The organism is Streptomyces bohaiensis (assembly GCF_012033785.1).
Lineage (GTDB): Bacteria > Actinomycetota > Actinomycetes > Streptomycetales > Streptomycetaceae > Streptomyces > Streptomyces bohaiensis.
Window position 1 is genome coordinate 1 of record NZ_JAAVJC010000408.1, and the last position, 3,054, is coordinate 3,054.

A 3,054-nucleotide genomic window follows, 5' to 3' on the forward strand; every position below is an offset into this window, starting at 1 on the left:
CCGGCGGGGCGGCCCGGCGGAGCAGCGCGCCGGCCCGGTCGACCGCCCCGGCACGGGCGGCGGGGCCGGCGACAACCAGGTGCCCGTCCCCGACCACCGGCACCAGCAGGGTGCCAGTGGGCAACGCGGCCGCGAATCGGGCGAGTTCCTCGCGGGCGGCATCGCCGCGGGTGACGTCGGGGCAGCAGAGCACGGCGTCGACCCGGTCGGGCACGGCGTCGGGGTCGGGCAGTCGCCCGCCCTCGGCGGTGGGCACGACCGTGATGCCCAGGCGGTCGGCGGTGTCGGCGACCCGGTCGGTGTCGGGCGTCGCCACGGTCAGGGCGGTGATCCCGGCGCGGTGCAGTCCGCGGGCGGCGGGCAGCACCGCGTCGGCCGCGCCGCAGAGCAGCACGACGGCGGAGCGGAGCCGCGCGAAGACGGCGTAGGGGTCGTCGAGCGCCGCCTCCAGGTGGGCCAGCGCCTCGGCGTGGCGTTCGCGCTCCTCGGCCGGCGGTTCCGGGACGGTGAGGCGCCCCTGGTCCAGCATCAGGTCGTGGCCGGCGAGGTCGGCGACGATCTTGCGGACCACCGGCCGGGCGCGCTCGCTGCCGAGCGCGGTGACCAGGGCGTCCTCGGTGGTGCCCTCCTCCAGCAACGGGACGCAGACGTCCGCGACCTTGTAGAGCAGCTCCGGCCCGTTGATGACGAACTGCGCCCCGGGGCCGCTGAAGTAGACCCCGCCGGGGACCGGCGCGTAGTGCAGGTAGGGACGTGCGCGCAGGACCATCAGGCTTTTCCTCCGTACTGGAACGGCCCGCCGGGACCGCGGCCGATCTCCACCACCCACTCCATGGCGTGCGGCCCCGCGGTGACGCCGGGCAGCGCCTCCTCCAGGTACCCGGCGTCCTGCCGGTTCCGCATCCGCGGCAGCACGCCGACGGACAGCGCGCTCGCCAGGTCGACGTACTGCGGCTTGCCGCGGTTGGTCCCCGAGCGGTCCTCCTCGCCCGGCGGACGGCCGGCCGCGTCGCCGGCGGCCACCTCCCGCATCGCGTCGGCGGACCGGGGGTAGCCGTCGTCGGCGGACTTCATGACGACCTCGTGCGGGACGCCGTGGCGGGCGCGCCAGTGGGCCAGCGCCAGCAGCCGGTCGTGGTCGGCCGGCCCGGCGGCGACGGCCGCGTCCAACTCCTCGCCGCCGTACCAGCGGCGGCGTGACAGCAGGGCCGAGCCGACGGAGAACCGGGGACAGGCGCGGGTCGCGCGGCCGTCCCAGCCGGCGGCGTCGTGCCAGCGGCCGACGAGGTTCTCCCGCAGTTCCCCGGCGGCGGTCAGCCAGTTGGCCAGGCGCAGCGGCGGCGGGTACATCTCGGGGTGCCCGGTGCCCAGGGTGAGGACCCGCAGCGGGCGGCCCTCGGCGTCCCGGATGCCGAGGGAGTCGGTCTCCGGGTCGTGGACCAGCCGCAGCGCGTACCAGTCGTCGGGGCGCAGCCCCTCCGCCAGGACGGGCGGGTGGGCGTTGACGTTGAGGCGGTGCAGCCCCAGGTCCTCCACGACGCGGGCGCCGTCGTACGCGTACTGCTCGGTGACCCGCCGCGCCAGGTGGGGCAGCGCGCCGCCGCCGAGGGTGCGGTCGGCGGCGAGGAACCGGCCGTGGAGCATGCCGTGCCCGGCGTAGGCGTTGTTGAAGACCAGCCGCCCGTCGGTCGCCTGCACCAGCACGCCGTAGGAGAGCGGGTCGCGGCGGAACCGGTCGGGCAGGCCGGCGACCAGTTCGGTGGCCCGCTCCGCCGTCCACACCACGTCCTCGCCGCGCTCGGCGGCGCGGGTCAGGTCCGCGTGGACGGCGTCGGCGACCTGCTCGCGCAGGGTGTAGAGGCGGTCCAGCGAGCCGTCGGCGGGGCCCAGCGAGCCGGGCAGCACGCCCTCGCCGATGCTCAGTCCGCGCCGGTACATCTCCTGGACCAGCGCGTCGGCGTGCTCGGTCAGCGAGACGTCGGCGCCGGCGCCGAAGCGGTCGACGAACCCCGCCACCAGCAGCGCCCGCACGTCGTGCATCAGGTCGAAGGCGGAGAGCAGCGCGACCCCGGCGGAGAGGTCGTCCAGCTGCGGCCGCCACTTCGCGGTGGCGACGCGGACCGACGGCAGCGCGGTGTCCTCGCCGACCACGATCTGGGAGGGCCGCCGCGCGGCGATGCTCAGCTCCGCGAGGGACCGGCGGAGCCGCTCCAGCGACGCGGGCCGCTCCTCGGCCGGCACGGCGTGCAGGCCGGGCACGGTGGCGGCGATCTCGCGGAGCAGGTCGGCTGCCGGGCCGCTGCGGGGCCCCTGCGGGGCGTCCAGCAGCTCCGCGAGGTCGGCGCCGCCGTCCTCGGGCAGCACCCGGGTGGTGAGGAAGCCGGCGCGGACGGCGCCGCCGACGGCGGCCTCGGCCTGGCCGGTGGTGCAGCCCGCGCGCGCCTGGAAGTCGGCGACGACGTCGGCGAACCGGCGCGGGCCCATGGCGGTGGCGTCGAGCAGCAGCCCGACCGGCCCCTTGGTGTCGACCGAGAGCCGCTGGGCGTCGCCGCGGTCGGTGGCGCGCAGGAAGTACAGCTTGCCGTCGGGTCCCCGTTCGGAGGTCGGGGGGTGCTGCACCAGGATGTCGGGGCCGAACGCCGCCTCGGCGGAGTGCACCCCGCCCAGCACGTGGTCGAGCATGACCCGGTCCAGGCCGGTGCGCGGCACCGGCGTGCCGTACTCCGGCGCGTCGGGCGGCGGGCCGTCCGCCACCGGGACGGCGAGGCCGACGGCGGTGAACCGGGCCATCGGGCTGGTGCGGACCATCGCGCGGGTCACGTACTGGACCAGGCCGCGCTCGGACTTCCGCAGCCGCGCGGTGAGCTTCTCCGGGGCCTCCGCCACCGCGGCGGCGTACCGCTGCGCGCCGCGGGCGGCGTCGGGCGCCACCAGCGTCATCGCGTACCGGAGGTCCTCGTCGCCACCGCGAAGTGGCGGCCGCAGCTGGACGACCTCTCCGCCGGGGTCGCGCTGCTCTCCGCCTTCGACCTGATGCACGACGTGCGGGCGCTG

1 protein-coding gene and 1 pseudogene are annotated in these 3,054 nt (G+C 77.2%); both read right to left on the reverse strand.

Features of this window, described 5'->3' with window-relative positions; all coding sequences use genetic code 11:
* A pseudogene (locus HCN52_RS23325) lies at positions 1–769 on the reverse strand (hypothetical protein); the annotation flags it as partial.
* Positions 769–3,054: lantibiotic dehydratase (locus HCN52_RS23330; RefSeq protein WP_168090411.1), on the reverse strand; the 2,286-nt coding region annotated here is incomplete at its 5' end. The pseudogene HCN52_RS23325 and the gene HCN52_RS23330, both read right to left, overlap by 1 nt.